13 protein-coding genes are annotated in these 15,965 nt (G+C 51.3%); all 13 read right to left on the minus strand.

Going from position 1 to position 15,965, the window contains the following annotated elements; genetic code table 11:
• Positions 1 to 80 precede the first annotated feature (80 nt).
• A complete protein-coding gene (locus C7B82_RS01915) occupies positions 81 to 404 on the minus strand; it encodes a ribulose bisphosphate carboxylase small subunit (RefSeq protein ID WP_106254623.1) in 324 nt (107 codons plus the stop codon).
• A gap of 92 nt (positions 405 to 496) precedes the next feature.
• Positions 497 to 889 carry a RuBisCO chaperone RbcX gene (rcbX, locus tag C7B82_RS01920; RefSeq protein WP_106254624.1) on the minus strand — a complete coding sequence of 131 codons (393 nt, stop codon included), beginning with the start codon at positions 887 to 889 and terminating at the stop codon, positions 497 to 499.
• A gap of 84 nt (positions 890 to 973) precedes the next feature.
• Complete coding sequence (locus tag C7B82_RS01925) at positions 974 to 2,404, minus strand: form I ribulose bisphosphate carboxylase large subunit (protein ID WP_106254625.1); 1,431 nt, start codon at positions 2,402 to 2,404, stop codon at positions 974 to 976.
• 781 nt (positions 2,405 to 3,185) lie between these two features.
• Positions 3,186 to 3,578, minus strand: coding sequence for a hypothetical protein (locus tag C7B82_RS01930; protein ID WP_106254626.1), 393 nt, complete (start codon positions 3,576 to 3,578; stop codon positions 3,186 to 3,188).
• Between the two features lie 224 nt (positions 3,579 to 3,802).
• Positions 3,803 to 5,032: a hypothetical protein gene (locus C7B82_RS01935; protein ID WP_106254627.1), complete on the minus strand. Its 1,230-nt coding sequence runs from the start codon at positions 5,030 to 5,032 to the stop codon at positions 3,803 to 3,805.
• Positions 5,033 to 5,288: 256 nt separating this feature from the next.
• A complete protein-coding gene (locus C7B82_RS01940; RefSeq protein ID WP_106254628.1) occupies positions 5,289 to 6,197 on the minus strand; it encodes an AAA family ATPase in 909 nt (302 codons plus the stop codon).
• Positions 6,198 to 6,349: 152 nt separating this feature from the next.
• A complete protein-coding gene (locus C7B82_RS01945; protein WP_106254653.1) occupies positions 6,350 to 7,333 on the minus strand; it encodes an RNA polymerase sigma factor, RpoD/SigA family in 984 nt (327 codons plus the stop codon).
• Between the two features lie 762 nt (positions 7,334 to 8,095).
• Entirely contained in the window at positions 8,096 to 9,829 is a 1,734-nt protein-coding gene (locus tag C7B82_RS01950; RefSeq protein WP_106254629.1) for a helicase HerA domain-containing protein, read from the minus strand.
• Positions 9,830 to 10,076: 247 nt separating this feature from the next.
• The gene (locus C7B82_RS01955) at positions 10,077 to 10,310 is read right to left on the minus strand and encodes a photosystem II protein, Psb35-related (RefSeq protein WP_106254630.1); all 234 of its coding nucleotides are present in this window, start codon (positions 10,308 to 10,310) and stop codon (positions 10,077 to 10,079) included.
• 277 nt (positions 10,311 to 10,587) lie between these two features.
• A complete protein-coding gene (gene codA, locus C7B82_RS01960) occupies positions 10,588 to 11,841 on the minus strand; it encodes a cytosine deaminase (RefSeq protein ID WP_106254631.1) in 1,254 nt (417 codons plus the stop codon).
• Between the two features lie 19 nt (positions 11,842 to 11,860).
• Positions 11,861 to 12,451, minus strand: a complete 591-nt coding sequence (locus C7B82_RS01965; RefSeq protein ID WP_106254632.1) for a chromophore lyase CpcT/CpeT — start codon at positions 12,449 to 12,451, stop codon at positions 11,861 to 11,863.
• Between the two features lie 136 nt (positions 12,452 to 12,587).
• Complete coding sequence (locus tag C7B82_RS01970; protein ID WP_245939689.1) at positions 12,588 to 13,763, minus strand: esterase-like activity of phytase family protein; 1,176 nt, start codon at positions 13,761 to 13,763, stop codon at positions 12,588 to 12,590.
• A gap of 87 nt (positions 13,764 to 13,850) precedes the next feature.
• Positions 13,851 to 15,908 (minus strand): M48 family metallopeptidase, encoded by a 2,058-nt coding sequence (locus C7B82_RS01975; RefSeq protein WP_219903911.1) that lies wholly within the window; start codon positions 15,906 to 15,908, stop codon positions 13,851 to 13,853.
• Positions 15,909 to 15,965: the final 57 nt, after the last annotated feature.

Raw genomic sequence — 15,965 nt, forward strand, 5'->3', positions numbered from 1 at the left:
CACAACGTTAAAAGCGGGATAAAGTAGGCATTGCCCACCCTACCCCGCTTCCAATCACATCAGTGACGCATCAACCGCTGTTAGCGTGGCTTCTGAACGATAAAGCTCATCACCTGGCATTGTTTGATGTTGTCAAATGCAACCACACGGATGTAGCTATTGGGGTACTCAGACTTGCACTGCTGCACTTCATTCAGCACTTCTTGGGGAGAGCGAGCGCTGAACATGGGCAGCTTCCACAGCGTCCAGTAGTGCGCTTCAGCGCTAGGGTCATTCGTAAACTCAACGCCGGGGAAAAAGCCCTGATCAAGGGTGTACTGAATCTGGCGAGAGATCTGAGCGTTGTCCATCAACGGCAGATATGAAAACGTCTCATAGCGACGCTCAAACGGTAAGGTCTTCATAAGGTTCTCGATTGGGTAATAGTGGCTAGTTGTCAATGGCTAGTTGTTAGCTTGAGGCTATTCGTCCCATTGCTAACGGCTAACCCTGTTCATCAGGTTTCTTCTGAATTTGGCTCTTGCTCTGGATTGACGCTCGGAACCGACAGATCCATCTGCGTCATCCGCTCCAGTTGTTGGCGACGCTGATCCATATTTGCCTGCTGCGTGCTTGAGCGGAGCAGTTCAGGCAACACATCAGCGATCTCTTCTGCCAAATGCTCTCTGACAGTCAGGATGCGAAAGGCAAGATCTTGACGCTCTTGAAACAGAGCCTTTAGATAAGCCTCACCATCCTGAATCTTTTCTTTAGAAGAAAAGTTCTGCAACCAGAAAGCACGGGGCGGGTCAGTTTCACTGAGTTGAGCAATCACTGTTCGCACAGCCTGATACGTCAAGTAGCTAACGAGCGTCCTGGCAGTATCTTTGGCAATTTGCTTGAGATCCATAGCGAACAAGATGAGTTGGAAAGGATGAAGGATGAAGTTAGACGAGCAATTTATCTTTTATCCTTCATCCTCCATCCATGACGATTAAATGGTATCCATTGCGTCAAACTCAAACTTGATCTCTTTCCACAGTTCGCAAGCAACCGCCAGTTCAGGCGACCACTTCGCTGCGGCACGGATGATGTCGCCACCTTCACGCATCAAGTCGCGACCTTCGTTACGAGCCTGGACGCACGCTTCCAAAGCAACGCGGTTTGCGGTTGCACCAGGCGCGTTACCCCAAGGGTGACCCAGCGTACCACCACCAAACTGCAGGACAGAGTCATCGCCGAAGATTTCTACCAGCGCAGGCATGTGCCATACGTGGATACCACCGGAGGCTACAGCCATCACACCAGGCATGGACGCCCAATCTTGGGTGAAGTAGATGCCGCGAGAGCGGTCTTTCTCGATATAGTTTTCGCGCAGCAAATCGATAAAACCAAGGGTGATGGCTTTGTCGCCTTCCAACTTACCTACAACCGTACCCGTGTGGATGTGGTCGCCACCCGACATTCGTAGCGCTTTTGCCAGCACGCGGAAGTGGATGCCGTGGTTTTTCTGGCGATCCATCACAGCGTGCATGGCACGGTGAATGTGAAGCAAGATACCATTGTCGCGGCACCAGTGAGCCAGTGTGGTGTTAGCGGTGAAACCTGCGGTCAGGTAATCATGCATGATGATGGGCATTTTGAGTTCTTTCGCGTACTCAGCCCGCTTCAACATTTCTTCGCAGGTAGGAGCGGTTACGTTCAGGTAGTGACCCTTGATTTCGCCCGTTTCAGCTTGAGCTTTGTAGATAGCTTCAGCCACGAAGGAGAAGCGATCGCGCCAGCGCTGGAAGGGAGCCGAGTTGATGTTTTCATCATCTTTGGTGAAGTCCAAACCACCGCGCAGACACTCATACACGGCGCGACCGTAGTTCTTCGCCGACAGACCCAGTTTGGGTTTGATGGTGCAACCCAGCAACGGACGACCATACTTGTTGATTTTGTCGCGTTCAACCTGGATGCCGTGAGGAGGCCCCTGGAAGGTCTTCAGGTAGGCAACGGGAATCCGCAAATCTTCCAAACGCAGCGCTTTCAGTGCTTTGAAACCGAACACGTTACCCACGATCGAGGTAAACAGGTTAGTCACAGAGCCTTCTTCAAACAAGTCTAGAGGATAGGCGATGTACGCGATGAACTGGTTGTCTTCGCCGGGAACGGGTTCGATGTCGTAGCAACGACCTTTGTAGCGATCAAGGTCGGTCAGAAGGTCAGTCCAAACAGTCGTCCAGGTACCTGTAGAAGATTCAGCAGCAACAGCAGCACCCGCTTCTTCAAAGGGAACACCAGGCTGTGGGCTCACACGAAATGCCGCCAAAATGTCGGTGTCTTTTGGTGTGTAGTCTGGTGTGTAGTACGTCAACTTGTACTCTTTAACACCAGCCTCGTACCCAGACTTCGCCTGGGTTCTAGTTTGCGCGTAAGACATAAATCTCCCTTCCTGTGTAACTCTACAAAATTTCCTCGATCGCCGTAACCAAAGTAAGCTAAGCGTTTGCCTGCCTACGTCCGAAACTCAGCAAACACCTTATGTCAATAGGGAATTCGTTGATGTCGTAATCTTTGTGCTCCAGCGACCGGGTGCAATGAACGAATTGCTCGCCCGTTCCGTTAGATTGCTTCTCATAGTATCAGCTAATGGGTAGCCAGCAATAAGCTGAGCTTCAAACATTCTGTATCGTTTGATAACAACAGATTATGAATTGAATCGAGGGGTAAAGTTGTGTTGAAAAGTAAACAGAGATAACGGTTTTTACCGTTGGTCAGTGCTATCTGCACGATCGACCCCCGTTTGTAAAAGCCTTTTCATAAGCTTTTCAGCCGCACACTACACTCCAATCCTGCAAGCGTGCAAAGGGGCAAAGTCATAGTCAAGGGGTGGCTGAATCAGGAGGGAGATCTCCCCAGTCCACCCTGCCCACCTGTTACATTTCGCAACGATCACTTAATGTTTCTAAGTAAAAAGCGGCTTGCTGCCCCTTCCTGAGATCTCAAATGAGTTCTGCAGAAGCTTGCGTCGCTACATGGACTCCATCAAGAGTCCACAACGCTATGAGCGAGGACTTTTCAGAAATTCTTCATACTATCTGCCTAAAGGGCAGCAAACAAGCGCTTAATCTCAAATAACGCTTTATTTAGAGGCTGAGTACAGCGTAGTAGAACAGGCATTTTGCAATCAGTAGCGGTTTCTCGAACCGACCACTCCAGGTCTAGCGAATATTGAATCGATAGCCAGCATACTGTTCGCCTTCATAGAGAATGACCAACCAGGTCTGCGGTTCAAACTCTAGCGGGTAGGCTTCCCGTTGAGCGGTTGCCCCAACACGCACCTGAAGGTCAGCCAGTTTGCAGTATGGGTCTTTGAGAATTTCCTGCACTTTTTGCTTTTTACCACCTTCTGGCACAGTGAGCAAGCGCGCTAACTGCTGCCTGGATAACTTTGCTTGCGACTGCACGACCTCCTGGCACGGTTCACCAGAACTCTTTTTGCTTAAAAAGGACGGCAAGCTGTGCAGGTCTAGCAAAAGCCCCACCGCCAGCAGTACAGCACCACCAGCCATTAGTCGCTTTGAAATTAATGGTTCAGACTTCGGGTATTCCATCCATCCTCCTAATGTATCGATCGAATCTGAGCAGTCAAATGAACCTGAGCCTTCAGAAACCAGGTGTTACGGGGTGGCAACTTCTGATTTCTGGCCCATCAGCGAGTGGCAACACGTTAGTGCAGTGCTCATTAGTGCAGTGCTCAAGGTGACCCTAACCATCAGGATTGCTATGCCCCAGTAAAGGCAGTTGACACTCATCAAGCAAGCTTCCATACAGCACACTACAGCCGTCCTCCTAGCAGCAATCCCAGCATGATGAGAAATAACCGATAGATTGAAACAAACCCAGCTTTAGGGACAAACAGCACTAGATAAACAGCAAGTACGGCTGGTGCAAACATGAGCAACATAAAAACGGGTGAGAGTGGTGGAAACAGTGCCAGCAGGAACCTCGCTCCAACGCGTATGGCTGCCGCAAGCACAATCCATAGCACAGCATCGCCGACCTTATCAAACGATTTTTGCGGCATTTGAAGAAACTGCCGTAGCTGTAAACCATACCGTCGCATGGATGAAAGCCCCGCCATTGGCTGAGATGTGCGCGATCGCGCTGCCGTTCGACGTGGTTCATGATGGGTCGCCCCGATCGTGGGTTCCACTGGTTGGCTGACATCGCGACTGGCTAGATAGCGCAGTGCCTGAGCGGTTGCAGTGGCTTCTTGCTGTGCTTTCTGATCAGCCTCCGGTGTTACTTGCGAACTAACCGAAAACGGTCGCGTGTTGGATGCATAGCGGTAGGTATCAGAGGCAAAGGATGCAGGATTAGAAGCGGGGGAGAGTGGAGTAACAGAAGCAGGCTGATCCAAAGGCTGTGCATGGTTTTCACCCATGCCTTGCGCGATCGGACTTTGGGCAATCGTGTCACTCTGGGGCATTGCTTCTCCCTGTACGATGGCGGTTTCCAGTTCTGTCAGCAACTGTTTGATGCGCTCTGCTTGTGCTTCTAACGCTGCCGTGTCGTCATCCTGGGCTGGCATCGGTGAGACCTCTCGCTGCGGCGATCGTGATGATGGCTTGCTACCTTTTGCGGTTCTCTTCTTGGGCGTTGCAGTCTCACCTTTTGATAGCTCTGCAGTCTCAGCCCGCGCCTTCTTCCGTTTGAGCTCCGCCAGCAGTTGATTAATCCGCTCTGCTTGTGCCTCCAGCCGCTTCAATTCATCAATGTATGGCTGCTGATGCCCATCGCGCATTTGTCGAAAGGAAAACGCGTTCTGGCTTGCGGTGGCAGGCTTCTGCTTGGCGCCCTGCTGAAGCTTTGCTGCCGAGCGCTGCGTTGGTGGCGAGTCAGATAAGCTTTCTTGCACCTGTCGATGAGGCATTTCCACCACATTTGCCTCACCCTGCCGTGGAGCATCATCAGAGTACTCAAACTCTGGATACGGCTGTTCGGCAAGATTTCTATCGGTCTGCAGCGATCGACGCGTCCTGATGCGTGCTTGAAGTTCGTCCATGGTCGGGGGTAACCAGCTAATCTAGCAAAACGTTTCTCGGCAGATGCATGCGAGAGGTACTTCTACCAATGTTAGTACAATAGTACTATAGATAGACGGTTAGTGGTAATAATTTTCGCAGCGCAGGGAACAGGCGATCGCTGGAGGGCTGATGCAAAAACCGGGTTTCTCCACAAGCATCAGTCGTTTGAGCCTCATTGTGCCTGGACACTCGGTCTTTCAAGCCGGACATCTGACCTGAGATTGGCTCTCGCGTTTAGGGAATCGGAGTGTCGTTCAACAGCCGATCGACGACCGTCCGTGCTCTCCGTCCACCTACAGGGATCATGCGATGAGCCAGTACATGGGGCGCGAGAAACTTAATATCATCGGGAATGGCGTAATCACGATCGTCTAAAAATGCTAGCGCTTGGGCAGCTCGGTGCAGCGCCACTGTGCCTCTAGGACTCACTCCTAACGTAATTTCTTCGTCGTGCCGTGTTGCTCGTACCAGATCGAGCATGTATTGTTGCAACGAGGGTTCGACCTTAACAAGTGCACAGAGTTTTTGCAGCGCCTGAATATCGGCGATCGCTAAGCAGGGTTGCAACGCATCAACACTGGTTCTGGTTTGCAGACGTTGCAGCATTTGCAGTTCTTCTGCTTCGGTTGGGTAACCCAACGAGAGCGATAGCATGAAGCGATCCATTTGCGCTTCTGGAAGGGGAAAGGTACCCTGGTATTCCACAGGATTCTGAGTCGCAATCACAAAAAATGGCCTCGGCACCGGGCGTGAAATACCGTCTGTCGTTACCTGATGCTCTTCCATCACTTCTAGCAACGCCGCCTGGGTGCGTGGTGTGGCGCGGTTGATCTCATCTGCCAACAGAATATTGGCAAACACGGGGCCAGGCAGAAATTCAAACGTCCCCTGACTGGGGTTCCAGATGTTGGTGCCAGTGACATCACTGGGCAAGAGATCCGGTGTGCATTGAATCCGTTGAAACTTGCCGTCGATCGAGCGTGCTAGGGCTTTGGCCAGCAAGGTCTTGCCAACACCCGGTACATCTTCTAAGAGTGTATGCCCACCTGAGATTAACGCCACCAGAACAAGCCGAATGGCATCGTGTTTACCCACGATCGCCTGTCCCAAATTTGCCGTCAGTGTTTGAATGCGGTCTCTCATGCGGTTGCAAGTTTCAAGAGTGTGGGCAGAACAGTTTTACTTCAGTGTGCCCAGAGAAGCAACTAATGATTCTGGCGCGATCAATAGCCAAAAAACAAGGATAAGCCATTTTGAAACAGCTTATCCTTGCTTCCGTTGCTTTAGAACACTAACTAGCTGGCAAGATACTCACGCACGTTTGCCTTCCGGCGACGCAGATGATCCAGGGCTTGCCGCTCAAGCTGACGCACTCGCTCGCGGCTCAGGCTCAGCCGTTCGCCCACTTTAGCCAGCGACAGTTCGTTACCGTCTTCTAAGCCATAGCGGAGGGCAATCACCTGACGTTGCTGCGGCGTCAAGTCAGCCATGAGCGTTTCTAAGTCCTGACGCAGAGACTCTTGCGCCATGTAGTGCTCTGGCGAGGGACCATCATCTTCCAGCAGGTCTTGCAGCTCGGTATCCTGGTTGTCGCCCACCCGCAGATCGAGGGAAACGGGTTGACGCGAGATGGTCAGATATTCCCGGATTTGGGCGGGTTCAAGCTCCAAAGCAACCCCAATCTCAGCAGCCGTCGCACTACGACCCAATTGCTGGGCAAGCTCTCGCTGGACCTTCTTGATTTTGTTGAGCTTTTCGGTGATGTGGATGGGTAACCGAATAGTACGTGCTTGTTGCGCGATCGCTCGCGTAATTGCCTGCCGAATCCACCAGTAAGCATAGGTCGAAAACTTATAGCCCCGCATAGGGTCAAACTTCTCGACGCCACGCTCCAAACCCATCGTGCCTTCCTGAATCAGGTCAAGGAATTCAAGATTGCGCTTCTGATACTTTTTGGCGATCGACACGACTAGGCGAAGGTTTGCCTCGATCATTTTTTGCTTGGCACGCTGACCACGCTGCATGACCTCTTTAAAGTCTGCTTCACTCATTTGAGCGTGATCGGCTAACTCTTTGGCAGTAGGCTCATGGTCAAGCGTCTGAGCCAACCCATCTTTTTGGTCGTGCAGTGCCATCATCTGCTGCACCTGCTTGCCGTAGATGATTTCCTGTTCATGGGTCAGCATCGGCACACGACCAATCTCGTGCAGGTATGTACGAACCATATCTGCCGTAAAAGTGGGTTTCGTCGTTTTTGATTTGGTGTTGGCAGTAGCCATGGATGCGTAGAACTCCGTAGACATAAGGACAGGGAACTATGACTGAAGCGAAAAACGAGTGCCCGTAGCAAAACTGGCGTGGGCAATAAGATGAACGTCTGAGTTTGAGTTGCTCTCTTAGAAAGAAACCACTTGCCTACTTGTGCGATCAGCTAGTCGCTGACGTATTGCTTCTGGACATCAGCACCGAGAACGTTGCAAGCATACGTTGGCTCGATCTAAGACGGCTTACTAAGAGTGGAAGCGTGATGTAGCGGCTCGGAAGGCTTGGTAAAAATAACTTTAGGTGACGCAGAAACGCTAAACCGACGCACTAATGCGGAATCATTATGAGTTTGGATTTAATCATAGCCTATATTATAGACGCAAGCAGAGATCTTTAGTTTCGCCCTGTAGTATGACCCGACTGGATGATTTTTGAGGTTTAAGCACCATCGATAACCTCCAATTTTTTTAAGGTTTCAGGAACGTTTATGCTAGAGCCTTAACGTCAAAGTCTGGATACTCAACTTTGCCACATGACTTATTTTGACCCGATCGTTTGCTTCTAAACAGTCTTTAGTGAGAGGGATAACCGAACGTCTCTAGTACGATTAGGCGAGGACTCGAAGGTGTGGAGTAAGATATACGCTGTCACTTTGTCGATGGATTTGTTTATTTGTTTGCTTTAAGAGACTAGAAGGTCGTTGTAGCTGTTTTGTGTCGCGCAGAAGGCGGTTATATGACACCGCTGGCATTCAGCGTTGACCTTGCTGCCTCAGCTTAAAAGCCTAAATCAGCCTTCGCTGCTTCAGCTGCTTTAAAAACCACGGCTGCTGGCAGCTCTTCCCAGGCTGGTTCGCTAATTTCGGCATAAAACGTCTCATCATAGGGACGGGTTTTGACCACTACAGGCATTGGAATGGCGTGACCGAGAATCAGGGCTTGCTGTTTGGAGTCAAGCTTTGACAGTACCGATCTCAAGCTTTGTGCCCCAGAAACGCCCGTAAAGATGGCATCAATATCTTTTTCATCATTGAGCAAAGCAGTAATACGAGTCCCAATCTGAGACATCACTTCATTGTCAATACCAGACGGACGTTGGTCAACGACCAAAAGAGTGACAAAATACTTGCGCATTTCGCGGGCGATCGTCCCAAAAATCGTTTGCCCCACAGTCGAAGGATCAAGAAAGCGATGCGCTTCTTCAATCGTGATCACCAGTTGTCGGGGGCGATCGCTCACTTTTTTGGTCTGCAAAAATTGTTCGGCTTTCCGCACGTAGGCATGGTGAATACGTCGCGCGATGACATTAGTTGCCAGCATATACGACAGCAAATTGGACTGAGACCCAAATTCAACGACGACATGTTTACCGGCTTCGATCGACTCCAAAATTTGACCCACATAGTTGTGAGGACAGGTTTGACGAATGTACTTCAACTCATCCAGACGATTCAGCTTCCGCTGCAACGCCATGATCGAAGACTTACTGCCCATCTTCGTTTCGCAAAACTCCTGGATCTCACCATTACTCATCGCTAGCAAGCGGGTGATCCACGCTTTACCAAACTCGTTACGGAGAATAATGGCGTTTTCCAGACTAGCTTCCGACAGATTCAATTCGCCTCGTACCAGCATCAAGTCTTCCACGTCGATCTGGTCAAAGCTGATGTAAAGCTCCTGGGCATCGCGCACACCCCGTCGTTTAGTTGAGTCGGGGTCAAGCGTGTAAATCTGCACCTGCCCAGGAAAGAGCTGGCGTAGCCCTTTCACTGTGCTGAACTGTTTACCTTCTCGTGCGGCCTCCCACCCATACTCCGAGTGCATATCAAAGATAAGGTTGACCGCTGCCTGTTTGCGAATAATGCCAGATAGCAAGAGACGCGTCAAAAATGATTTACCCGTGCCCGATTTACCAAACACACCATTACTGCGCTCGACAAAACGATCGAGGTCAATGCAAACGGGCACTGCCATATCAATCGGCTGTCCGATCGCGAAATTTCGTCGTTGCGGATCATCCTCCCAGCCAAACACGGCGCGAAAGTCTCGCTCACTCGCATCGTAAACCTGACTAAAGTGACCGGGAATTGTTTTGACGGGAAGAAGTTCGATATCAGCGCTCGTTTGAGCTTGATAAGAAGCAGCGCTTTCGGCTTTCAGCTTTCGGCTTTCAGTTTTCTGATTGCCGACTGTTGACCGCTGACCGCTGACCGCTTCCCCCGGCGTAAACATCAACATCGGCGTCAAATTGATCGTGCCAAACGTGCCAGTACCAGCGAGGACTTCTTGCAAAAAACTGTTGGGGTCAGGCGGGTTGGCCAGAATGCGGGGGCTGCCCGTACCCAAAGAGACATCGGTGAGCATACAAAAGAAGCGCGATCGCATCCCTTGAACGACCAGAAACTTACCGACACGCATGTCTTCTACAAACACGTCGGGATGCAAACGAACTTCTAAACCCTGGCTAAGGGAACCCTGAACAACAGAGCCTAATGGCTGCTCTAGAGTCATTCACTACCCCATACGGACGACTTAACCTTGATGAGAGACGCCGCTTACGGCTTTTTGTGCGCGGTCCAGCGGCATCCTGCAGTACAGGGCAACATTCGTAGTTGAAAGCGGATGTACTACTCGGTAAGACAAGTGTACCATCTCATCCAAAGTATGCAAGCAGAGGATACAGCAGTAAAAAACCCCTACTCCTTGTTAGAGCAGGGGTTTCGTCAACTAGAGCGTTTCCTAAGGATGGCCAGGCGATTTAAGCGTTGGGTAGTATCTTGCTAGTGTAAGCATCTAAATCAGCGTAGGCAGGAACGCGAGTGGTGTAGTCGATCGCGCTTCCTGTTACGGCTTCCGACAAGACTTCAAAAGACTCAGAACGCCAGTTGCGCTCGTGAATGGGCTTCGACTGTTCGCCACGGAAATAGGCTTGGGTACCCAGTACAGCAACCGCAGCCCAACCCACTAAAAATAAGGCAGCCAGGATAATCATAGAACCCTCCGTAAACTTTTATTTCGTCTTATGTAAACTAATGTAACAAAGTATTGCAAAAACTGCAACATACTCTGTAAGTAGGTGGGCTGTAGGCAGGTGGGCTACCTGAATTACCTGCTTGCAACTTAATTAAGGAGATCTCCAAACAAAAATTCACCGTTGGGTACGGGCATTGCCAGAGTCTTGACCTCTAGCCGTTAACTTTGTGGCCAAACCTGCCCCTACGACTGACGTGGGGACGACCGTCCGTGCGCTCCACTTGATTCAGAAAGACCTATTCGCCGTGCCAAACCGTTCTTGGCGCTTCGGTGCGGGCGAGAAGCTTGCCCTGGGAAATGACGTAGCTCACGGTAGCGCGTCTACGGATAGCATCATAACGGTCTTGGGCATCGAGCACGATGAGATTCGCGGGTTTACCGACTTCAACGCCGTAGCGATCGCTCACGTTGAGTGTTTTGGCACCGTTCCAAGTCACCATGTCATAGCAGGCATCGATCTCAGCCGTGCCCGTCATCTGGCAAATGTGGAGCCCCATCGAAGCAACATCTAGCATGTTGCCAGTGCCGAGAGAGTACCAGGGATCTTGGACGCAATCGTGCCCAAAGCTGACATTGGTGCCTTGCTGCCAAAGTTCCTTGACACGGGTGACACCGCGCCGTTTGGGATAGGTATCGGTGCGTCCCTGAAGGGTAATGTTAATCAGAGGATTGGCGATAAAATTCAGCTCGGTGCGGCGAAGAAAGCTCAGTAGCTTGAAGGCGTACGCGTTGTTGTAAGAGCCAAACGCGGTTGTATGACTGGCCGTTACGCGAGAGCCCATGCCTGTACGAAGCACACAAGCAGCAACCACTTCGAGGAAGCGGGACTGGTCGTCGTCAATTTCGTCGCAGTGGATATCGATGAGGCGATCGTATTTCTGCGCCAGTGCAAAAATGCGCTGAACCGATTTCACACCATCCTCGCGGGTAAGTTCGTAATGGGGAATGCCACCCACCACATCAGCACCCATCTCCATCGCTTTCTCGATCAGGTGGTCATTCTGCGGTCCGCTATAAATACCGTCTTGGGGAAAGGCAACGACTTGCAGCGTGATCCACTCTTTTACAGCGTCGCGCACCTCTAAAAGTGCCTGGAGTGCGGTGAGGCTGGTTTCGCTGACATCAGCATGGCTGCGAACATACAGGACGCCCTGGGTGGCCTGCTGCTTCAGAGTTTCAATAGCACGAGTTTTCACATCATCCAGCGAGAGGTTTTGCTTGCGCTCGCGCCAAATTTCAATGCCTTCAAACAGAGTGCCGCTCTGGTTCCAACGTGGTTTGCCCACTGTCAGTGCTGAATCGAGGTGGATGTGCGATTCCACAAACGGAGGGCTGACCAGTTGTTTTTGCAGATCGAGTTCGAGTTTGGCAATCTCTGTGATCTTGGGTGCAATGGCAACGATCGCCCCCTGTTGAATCGCAATATCGACATCAGCGATCGTCTGATCGCACTGGAGTAAACGACCGTTGCGCAGGAGCAAATCGTACATGGCTACACCTTAATATGTCTTAAAGCTTAATCTCGTCAGCAAAGCTAGCCCAACGCACAAATTCAAAAGGGCCTGCAATTGAACCCCACAAGTGTTCATCGGTTTCAGGATCGCGCCCGCGATCGAGGCTAATGAATTTCTCGCCATCAATTTCAAATTCACTATCGAGATACGTGGTGGCTCCGCGCCGTACAACCATACAAGCTTTACCTGGTTCAACATGCCCTTTGAAGCTGTGCCCCGTCCACTGCACATGCACATTGCACCCAGGCAGCTTTTGGAGTTGGTCAGCTTTCAGTGTTTCCAGTCGTTTCACATCGCGAGTGGCACCATAAAACGGCGCTTCGTCTTGCACCAGATAATTTTCGATTTCGATGTGATCGTCCTGCGGCACCAGTTTCAGCACACGGACTCGATAGGGATCATTGAGCGCATAGTCATAGGCTTGCTCCACTAGCAAACTCAAGCCCGACAGCAGTTCTACAGGTAAGGGACGCATACAAACACGGATATGGGCAAAAAGGGGAGGGTTTTCAAAGGCCTGTGCCTGGTTGCTAAAGTCTGCCGCCATCCAGCGTCCCAGAGCACCAATATCAGTAGAGTGAGTCATGGATCGTGTCTGCATTAAAATACTGACACTATCTTAGGACTGTCGTTGTCTCCTCTGATGCGTTGGTGAAGTTTTGTTCGTAGTGACAGAACACACAACTCTACGAACGAAATAACATGATCCAGAACAGTACTCTTTAAGTTAAGCCCTTGAGGCGAAACAGGAGAAATTGAGTCACCTGTTCGTTACGGAAGTTGTCGTCGCTGACGAGCAGTAAACTCTGACTCCCATCCGGTAACCGAGGACCAATCGTCATGCCTTCCAAATTGTCTAGCGGGACTCCCAATTGAGCTAGGTCAAGCAGCAACTTTTTGGGAATAGCGATCGTGCCACTCAGAGTACCTTTCAAACTGTCGATCAATGAAATGTCGGTTGCGCCACCCGTCGACAGTTGAAAGAGCTTCACGGCAAACCCCTTGTTGCTAAACGAACGTTCCAGGCTGAGAAAATGTCCACCTTGATCGATCGCGGCAAGTTCAGTTAACCCGTGACTGATTGCGCCTTGTGGTGGTGGGTCAAGCTGATAAAGATGTTCTGAGACAAGCAAGGCTCGACTTGCTTCCAGCATGTAGTGCAGTAGACGGTTTTTTGCGCCCTTTCCTAGCTCGCCTGCTTCAGCATCTTGCTTCAAGGATGACTCAGTCGCAGTAAACAAGCGGAACGGCTCAACCGCTGTGTTTCCATATCCGCCGGGCGTGACGGTCAGCGCCTCAAACCCCAGATTGTCCTGCACGCCCTGCGTCTGCTGTTCGCCTCTAGCATCGGGAATGTAGCGCTTGGGTATTTGCAGACTGCGTTTCCATTGCCCTGTTTTGAGGTCGAACTCTCGCACAAAGGGCGCGATCCCCTCACGGGTTACACCTTCGCTAGAGATCAGTACTGTTCGCAGTGGCGATAGGGCAATGCCTTCCGGGTCGATCGTCCCTTTTGGATAGGGCTTACCATCTTCACTCGTGATGGGCGTTACTGCTTCGATCGTGACCGCTTTAATCCTTGGCGCTTTAGCATCAGCCTTATCCAGAGCGAGCTTGAGGGTATAAAACCGTGCCGGTGCAAATTCGCTGCGATCGTCCGAAATGGCATAGAAGCGATCGTGCTGACGATCGTACGTGATGCCTGACAGCCCACCCACGCGAGTGCCCTCAAAGTCTTGCTTAGGTAACTGATACTCGTCCAAAAAGTCAACGGACAGATTGAGAAAGAGCCGATCTTCAGCGCTCACTTGAGGCAGGTCGCAACTTGTCAGGAGCGGCATCGCTGCCAGAATCATCGCCAAAAGCCAGGAAGTTAGATTGAATCGTCGATCGCGCACAGGTTGCCTCTCAGGTATCCAATGGACGCACCTTTGCATTATGAGTGATCTTACTGTCGCTGTGGAAGTTGCCTGGTTGACGTTCGCTCAGGCTTTTTTGGTCATCGTTTTTTGGCTGAGGTCAAGAAAGGGCGGCATGGGGCAGTCAAGCAGAATGACGATCGCCCTTAGCAATTCGGCTTCTTGAACCGTCACCTTGCTATCCAATAACACCGTATGAGCGCACGCATCCACGATCGCTTGCTTGAGCTTGGGTGTTGCTAGATTCAGGCGATCGAGGCTTTGTTTCAGCGTTCGCATGTTACAAGCGGGTGAGGCATCGGGTAGCGTTTCCTGTCCCGCTCCTGGCAAACGATAAACCCCGGAACGAAAGGCATAGGCGATCGCCTCGGCACCTGTTTGTCCTACTTGCGCCAATCCGGACAGCAAGATCAGGCAGTCTGACCAGATTGGCCCGATCGTCGCGAACTCGGCGGCTTTCTCAACAGTCGCTTTTGATGACTCCAAGCGATGACGCAGCACTGCAACCAACGCAAATTCCGACAGTGTCCAGCGCCCCTTTGCATTGGCTAAACCTTGCATGCATTTGAATAAGCGCTGGCGTATTTCAGGAGGAAGCTGACGCAGCGTTGGTACGGTCAGATCGAGCAACGGCAAGCGCGAACGTGGATCGATCGCCTCAATGTCAGTACTCAACGTCAGCGTTTTTTCGATTACGCCGGCTGGTTCAACCTGCTTCAGCCACTCCAGTTGCTTGGTTCGTAGAGCGGAATTTTGGCTATCAAGTAACAGTCCGTAGACGATCGCGATCGCGCCCTGTTGCTCCCGAATGCCTACTTGAAGAGATTCAGGCAACTGTCCCAGTAAGGCTTTCGCATAGGCGTAGTGTGCGGGTGTCACCGTGCCCACTTGCGACACCACTTGCGCGGGATCAACCTGGATATGGGGCGATTGTGTAACTGATGCTCCACCACCAGCAAACCCCATCGTCAGCGATTCTTGCCCTGCTGCTTGACTGTCGGATGAGAACCTGGGCGTTTGCCCTGCATACTGTCGCTTTGAGGCATCCAGGCGACGAATGCGTTGTGCCAACGGTGGATGAGTGGCAAACAGCTCTTCCAATAAGTTGAAGCGTAGGGCGGTGCCAAAGAAAAGATGACTGTTGCTCTCCGCTGCTGGCGTTCGGACTAGTGAACTGTAATGATGGCTGGCAATTTTATCCAACGCACCAGCAATCCCTGCCGGATTGCGCGTAAACTGCACGGCAGAGGCATCGGCTAGGAATTCTCGTTGACGCGAAATGGCGCTTTTAATCAGCCGTCCGCAGAGCAAGCCCAAACTACCAACCACCATCAGAGCAATGCCAAACGCCAGCATGCCATTGCCTTTTTCATCGCGCGATCGCCAATCAATCACAATGCGTCCCGTGATGTAAATCAGCAGCAACCCATGCAAAACGCCAATGAGACGGATATTGAGCCGCATGTCACCATTCAAAATATGGCTGAACTCATGCCCAATGACGCCTTGCAGTTCGTCGCGAGACAACAGTTCCAACGTGCCGCGAGTGACCCCAATGACAGCATCATTCGGCGTGAAGCCAGCAGCGAAGGCATTAATGCCCTGCTCGCCATCCATCACGTACACGGCAGGAACGGAAATACCAGCGGCGATCGCCATCTCCTCTACAACGTTCAACAGCTGTCGTTCTTCGGGATGCGCCATGTCTGCCAGCAGCAACCGTCCACCCATTTCTTGAGCGATAACGCTGCCGCCTGCTTTCAAGGTCTGAATCTTATACAGACTACCCAAGCCCACAAGTACTACTGTGCCAGTGCCAATGGTGAAAAACAGCGAGGGATTCCACCAGCTAAACTCCTTAGCCTTCTTCGCTGCTGAGCACTTAGCTTGAAGCTCATTGTCCAGGGCGATCTGAGACAGCCGAGAATACTCACTCATGGCTTCAGCACATTCGATCGCCTGATAGTGAGCTTCTCTCGCTTTCGATCGGTTATACGAACTTGACAGCGTAACAACCGCTGCCAAATAGACCGTCACCGTAATAAACAGCAGCGAAAGGGCAAAGAGAACAATCAGCTTCCGGGTATTCTTCCGTGCCTGATCTTGATGCTCAAAAAAGTTCATGATGCTCCGTCAAGAGGATGTTAGCAGGTGAAACCCGACTGTCCAGACCTCCGAGGT

This window comes from Stenomitos frigidus ULC18, from assembly GCF_003003795.1.
Classification (GTDB): Bacteria; Cyanobacteriota; Cyanobacteriia; order Leptolyngbyales; family Leptolyngbyaceae; genus Stenomitos; species Stenomitos frigidus_A.

Coding starts and splice junctions, on each gene's coding strand:
- C7B82_RS01940 (WP_106254628.1), bottom strand. CDS start 6,197: ATGAGAGACCGCATTCAAACACTGACGGCAAATTTGGGACAGGCGATC.
- rcbX (WP_106254624.1), bottom strand. CDS start 889: ATGGATCTCAAGCAAATTGCCAAAGATACTGCCAGGACGCTCGTTAGC.
- C7B82_RS01965 (WP_106254632.1), bottom strand. CDS start 12,451: ATGACTCACTCTACTGATATTGGTGCTCTGGGACGCTGGATGGCGGCA.
- codA (WP_106254631.1), bottom strand. CDS start 11,841: ATGTACGATTTGCTCCTGCGCAACGGTCGTTTACTCCAGTGCGATCAG.
- C7B82_RS01925 (WP_106254625.1), bottom strand. CDS start 2,404: ATGTCTTACGCGCAAACTAGAACCCAGGCGAAGTCTGGGTACGAGGCT.
- C7B82_RS01945 (WP_106254653.1), bottom strand. CDS start 7,333: ATGGCTACTGCCAACACCAAATCAAAAACGACGAAACCCACTTTTACG.
- C7B82_RS01935 (WP_106254627.1), bottom strand. CDS start 5,032: ATGGACGAACTTCAAGCACGCATCAGGACGCGTCGATCGCTGCAGACC.
- C7B82_RS01930 (WP_106254626.1), bottom strand. CDS start 3,578: ATGGAATACCCGAAGTCTGAACCATTAATTTCAAAGCGACTAATGGCT.
- C7B82_RS01975 (WP_219903911.1), bottom strand. CDS start 15,908: ATGAACTTTTTTGAGCATCAAGATCAGGCACGGAAGAATACCCGGAAG.
- C7B82_RS01915 (WP_106254623.1), bottom strand. CDS start 404: ATGAAGACCTTACCGTTTGAGCGTCGCTATGAGACGTTTTCATATCTG.
- C7B82_RS01955 (WP_106254630.1), bottom strand. CDS start 10,310: ATGATTATCCTGGCTGCCTTATTTTTAGTGGGTTGGGCTGCGGTTGCT.
- C7B82_RS01950 (WP_106254629.1), bottom strand. CDS start 9,829: ATGACTCTAGAGCAGCCATTAGGCTCTGTTGTTCAGGGTTCCCTTAGC.